We start from the raw sequence: 4793 nt of genomic DNA, 5'->3' as shown, positions 1-4793 counted from the left end.
GTGCACGACGAGTTGGGCAGCTTGCTGGTGGCCCTGAAGATGGATGTGGGCTGGCTGGACAAGCGCTTGTCTGAGCAAGAGCAGCGTGCGGCCGTAGAGGCCCCAGGCCAGCGCGACAACATGCGCGGAAAAATGCGAGAAAAGTGCCAGAACATGAGCCGCTTGATCGAAAACGCGGTGGTCAATGTGGGCCGCATCATCACCGACCTGCGCCCCAGCATCCTGGACCACCAGGGCCTGTGGGGTGCTTTGGAGTGGCAGGCGCAGGAGTTTGTGCAGTCGGCAGAACAGCAACTCAAGTGGTGCATGGAAGTCAACGAGCAGCGGGAGTTGCCTGAGCCCATGGCCATGGCGGTGTTTCGCATCTTCCAGGAGATGCTCAGCAACGTGGGCCGCCACGCCCGGGCGCGCACGGTGGACGTGGACATCGTGGAGCGCGAGGGCTGGTTGCACTTGTCGGTGGAAGACGATGGCTGCGGTGCTTTGCCACAGGTGTTTGAGTCGCCGCAGGCTTACGGCATCCTGGGCATGCGCGAGCGGGCGCGCCACTTTGGTGGCGTGATCGACATCGACAGCCAACCCGGCAGGGGCACGCGCATGCGCTTGTCCATGCCCTTGGCTGCCCACGAGGTGGCCGCATGAACGCCGCCGTGCGTGTGCTGCTGGGCGACGACCACAAGATCGTGCGCGAGGGCCTGAAGATGGTGCTGGCCGACGACCCCGCACTGCAGGTCGTGGCCGAGGCCGACACCGGTCCCGGCGTGCTGGACGAGGTGCACAGGCTGCAGGGCTTGCAGGGCCTCGATGTGGTCTTGCTCGACATCGCCTTGCCGGGCATGGACGGTCTGAATGTGCTGCAAGCGCTGCGGCGGGACTGGCCGGGTCTGCCCGTGCTGATGCTCAGTACCTACCCCGAAAAACAATACGCGGTGCGCTGCATTCAGCTCGGAGCCTCGGGTTATCTGAACAAAAGCACCGACCCGGATGAACTGATGGCCGCGCTGCGCCGCGTGGCCGCAGGCGGCATGCACGTCACGCGGGCCACCGCCGAGGCCTTGGCCAGCTTGGTCAGCCAAGGACGCACCAAAACCGGGATCGACATGCTGTCGCACCGCGAGCTCCAGGTCTATCTTTTGTTGACCCAGGGACACACCGTGAGCGAAATTGGTGCACAACTGAGTCTGGCCCCCAATACGGTGAGCACTTACCGTGCACGCATCCTGGAAAAGACCGGCACCAAGAACGATGTGGAGTTGGCTTTGTATGCGCAAAGCATCGTCGGGCGCTATTGACCTGGTTCGACCTGCCCGGGATTTGTAGGGCCAGCCCTACGCCGCATCGACAAGCGGCTTGCTAAATGAAGATGCGCGCCCCTAATAGCGCATGGGCAAGGTTTTCTGGCCCACAGCTTGCATAGACCTGGGTATCTTCAACAAAGCGAGGTTGCCATGTCTGAATTTTTCGATCCGTACAACGCCGACCGCCCCCTGATGCTCAAGTGCAGCTGCGGCCGTGACCATTCGCCTGCCGACCACCACGCCGAAGTGGCTGCTGATGCGGCCGCTGCACAGTTGCGCGCCCGTTCAGAGACCGCCGAGTTCGAGGCCTACAGCCAGGAGTTCATCGAGGCCACACTGGTCAAGTCCCTGTTTCCACACGACGAAGAGCGCCGCCTGTTCTTGCGCGCCGTGGGCAAAAAGACCGCCATGGCCGCCATTGCCAGCGTGCTGCCTGTGGCCAGCTTGCAGGCCTTGGCGCAAAGCAAAGGCCCTTTGGAAAAAACCAACCTCAAGATCGGCTTCATCCCGATCACCTGCGCCACGCCACTCATCATGGCCGATCCGCTGGGCTTTTACCAAAAGCAGGGCCTGAATGTCGAAGTGACCAAGACCGCCGGTTGGGCGCTGATTCGCGACAAGATGATCAACAAGGAGTACGACGCCACGCACTTCCTGTCGCCCATGCCCTTGGCCATCAGCATGGGTTTGGGCGCCAACGCCACGCCCATGAATGTGGCGACCATCCAGAACATCAACGGCCAAGCCATCACGCTGGCTGTCAAGCACAAGAACAACCGCGACCCGAAAAACTGGAAGGGCTTTAAGTTTGCAGTGCCTTTCGATTATTCGATGCACAACTTTTTGCTGCGCTATTACTTGGCCGAAAACGGCATCAACCCCGACACCGATGTGCAAATTCGCGTGGTACCACCCCCAGAGATGGTGGCCAACTTGCGCTCGGGCAACATCGACGGTTTCCTCGGACCCGATCCCTTCAACCAGCGGGCGGTGTTCGACGAAGTCGGTTTCATCCACATCCTGACCAAAGAGCTGTGGGACGGGCACCCCTGCTGCGCCTTTGGCACCAGCACCGAGTTCATCCAGAAGAACCCCAACACCTTCGCAGCGCTCTACCGCGCGGTGCTCACGGCCGCAGCCATGGCCCGCAAGCCCGAAAACCGGGAACTGATCGCCAAGGTGATTTCACCCGCGCAGTACCTGAACCAGCCCGAGGCTGTGATTGCCCAAGTGCTGACCGGCAAGTTTGCCGACGGTTTGGGCAAGGTGCAAAACGTGCCCGGTCGCGCGGACTTTGACCCCATGCCCTGGCAAAGCATGGCGGTGTGGATGCTCACGCAAATGAAGCGCTGGGGTTATGTCAAAGGCGATGTGAACTACAAGCAAATCGCCGAGAAAGTGTTCCTCATCACCGATGCGCGCAAGCACATGAAAGAGCTGGGCCACAGCTTTGCAGCCACCACGCCTTACCCCAAGCACAAGATCATGGGCAAAGAGTTTGACCCGGCCAAGCCCGAGGAGTACATCAAGAGCTTCGCGATCAACAAGATGGGTTAAGGCACATGAAAACCACGCACCTCAATTTGCGCGCGGCCATGGTCTCGCTGCTCATGTTCTTGGTCTTTCTGGGGGCCTGGCAGCTCTCGGCCACTGCCCCAACGGTGGCCGGCGCCTCCAAGGCGGGCATGACGGCCGAAGAGATCGAATACCAAAAGATGATGGGCAAAGACCCGGGGGCGGTCAAAACCACGGGGTTTCCGCCACCGCTTGAAGTGGGCAAGGCCATGCTGGGCCACCTGGCCGATCCGTTTTATGACAAAGGCCCCAACGACAAAGGCATCGGCATCCAACTCGCGCATTCTCTGGGCCGGGTGGCCCTGGGCTTCTTCTTGGCCGTGTTGGTGGCCTTGCCGGTGGGTTTCATGATCGGCATGTCGCCACTCATGCGCAAGGCGTTTGACCCCTTCATCCAGGTGCTCAAACCCATCAGCCCCTTGGCCTGGATGCCGCTGGCGCTGTACACCCTGAAAGACTCGGAAGTCAGCGGCATCTTCGTCATCTTCATCTGCTCGGTCTGGCCCATGCTGATCAACACGGCCTTTGGCGTGGCCGCCGTCAAACGTGAATGGCTCAACGTGGCCAGCACGCTGGAGGTGCGTCCGCTGCGCAAAGCCTTCTTGGTGATCCTGCCCGCTGCTGCCCCGACCATCGTCACCGGCATGCGCATCAGCATGGGCATCGCCTGGCTGGTGATCGTGGCCGCCGAGATGCTGGTGGGCGGCACGGGTGTGGGCTACTTTGTGTGGAACGAGTGGAACAACCTGTCTCTGGTGAACGTGATCTTTGCGGTGCTGGTGATTGGCGTGGTGGGCATGTTGCTGGACCTGGCGTTTGCCCAATTGCAAAAGGCGGTGACCTATGTGGAGTGAAGCCACCGAACGCGAGCTGATTGCGCCTTTGTCATCCGACACCCATGCATTCCAACCCAAGGCCAAAGCCATGAACGCTTTCCTCAAAATCGAAAAACTGGGCAAGGCCTACCAAAGCGACAAGCCGGTGTTTTCGGACGTGACCTTCACCATCGACAAAGGCGAGTTCGTCTGCATCATCGGCCACTCGGGCTGTGGCAAAACCACCATCTTGAATGTGCTGGCGGGTCTGGACACCGCCAGCACGGGCCACGCCTTCATGGACGGTCGCGAGATCGCAGGCCCGAGCCTGGAGCGTGGTGTGGTCTTCCAAAGCCATGCGCTCATGCCTTGGCTCACAGTGCGGCAAAACATCGCGTTTGCTGTGCGGTCCAAGTGGCCCGAATGGAAAACGCCGCAAGTGAACGTGCATGTGGAAAAGCACGTCGGCATGGTGGGCCTGTTGCACGCCATCGACAAAAAACCCAGTCAACTGTCGGGCGGCATGAAGCAGCGTGTGGGCATTGCCCGAGCCTTCGCCATCCAGCCCAAGATGCTGCTGCTCGACGAACCCTTTGGTGCCCTCGACGCACTCACACGGGGCACGATTCAGGACGAACTGATGGCCATCGTGCGCCAAACACAGCAAACCGTTTTCATGATCACCCACGACGTGGACGAAGCGATTTTGCTGTCGGACCGCATCTTGCTCATGAGCAACGGCAACGAATCGGGCGGCAGCTATGTGCCAGGGGGCCTGGCCGAAGTGGTGGTCAACCCGCTGCCACGCGAACGCACACGCGCCCAGTTGCACCACTTGCCCGGTTATTACGACATGCGCAACCACATCGTCGATTTTTTGGTGTCACGCGCCAAAGCCCACTGATCTATTTCCGTTTTTATCAACCCCCCTCAAGAGGTCATTCATGAACCGTTTAGACATCACCGAAAAAATCATCACAGCCAAAGTGTCCAAGGGCATCAAGTGGAGCGACGTCGCCGACAAGGTCGGCTTGTCCAAAGAGTGGGTCACCGCCGGGTGCCTCGGCCAAATGACCTTTGATGCCAAGCAAGCCAAAATCATCGG

General features: G+C 60.2%; 5 protein-coding genes and 1 pseudogene. All 6 read left to right on the top strand.

Annotation, left to right across the window (positions count from 1 at the left end):
- Positions 1 to 642: sensor histidine kinase (locus tag ACIQ47_RS14730; protein ID WP_396438820.1), on the top strand; the 642-nt coding region annotated here is incomplete at its 5' end.
- Positions 639 to 1292, top strand: coding sequence for a response regulator (locus ACIQ47_RS14725; protein ID WP_396438819.1), 654 nt, complete (start codon positions 639 to 641; stop codon positions 1290 to 1292). The genes ACIQ47_RS14730 and ACIQ47_RS14725, both read left to right, overlap by 4 nt.
- 156 nt (positions 1293 to 1448) lie before the next feature.
- The gene (locus ACIQ47_RS14720; RefSeq protein WP_396438818.1) at positions 1449 to 2855 is read left to right on the top strand and encodes a CmpA/NrtA family ABC transporter substrate-binding protein; all 1407 of its coding nucleotides are present in this window, start codon (positions 1449 to 1451) and stop codon (positions 2853 to 2855) included.
- A 5-nt stretch (positions 2856 to 2860) separates the two neighbouring features.
- Positions 2861 to 3727, top strand: a complete 867-nt coding sequence (gene ntrB, locus ACIQ47_RS14715) for a nitrate ABC transporter permease (protein ID WP_296293310.1) — start codon at positions 2861 to 2863, stop codon at positions 3725 to 3727.
- Positions 3717 to 4592 carry an ABC transporter ATP-binding protein gene (locus ACIQ47_RS14710; protein ID WP_296293311.1) on the top strand — a complete coding sequence of 292 codons (876 nt, stop codon included), beginning with the start codon at positions 3717 to 3719 and terminating at the stop codon, positions 4590 to 4592. Before ntrB ends, ACIQ47_RS14710 begins: the two co-directional genes overlap by 11 nt.
- 40 nt (positions 4593 to 4632) lie before the next feature.
- A pseudogene (locus ACIQ47_RS14705) lies at positions 4633 to 4793 on the top strand (cyanate hydratase); the annotation flags it as partial.

The sequence above is a fragment of the Limnohabitans sp. genome (assembly GCF_044373035.1).
Lineage (GTDB): Bacteria > Pseudomonadota > Gammaproteobacteria > Burkholderiales > Burkholderiaceae_C > Limnohabitans_A.
This window is presented reverse-complemented; position numbering and strand designations above follow the sequence as displayed.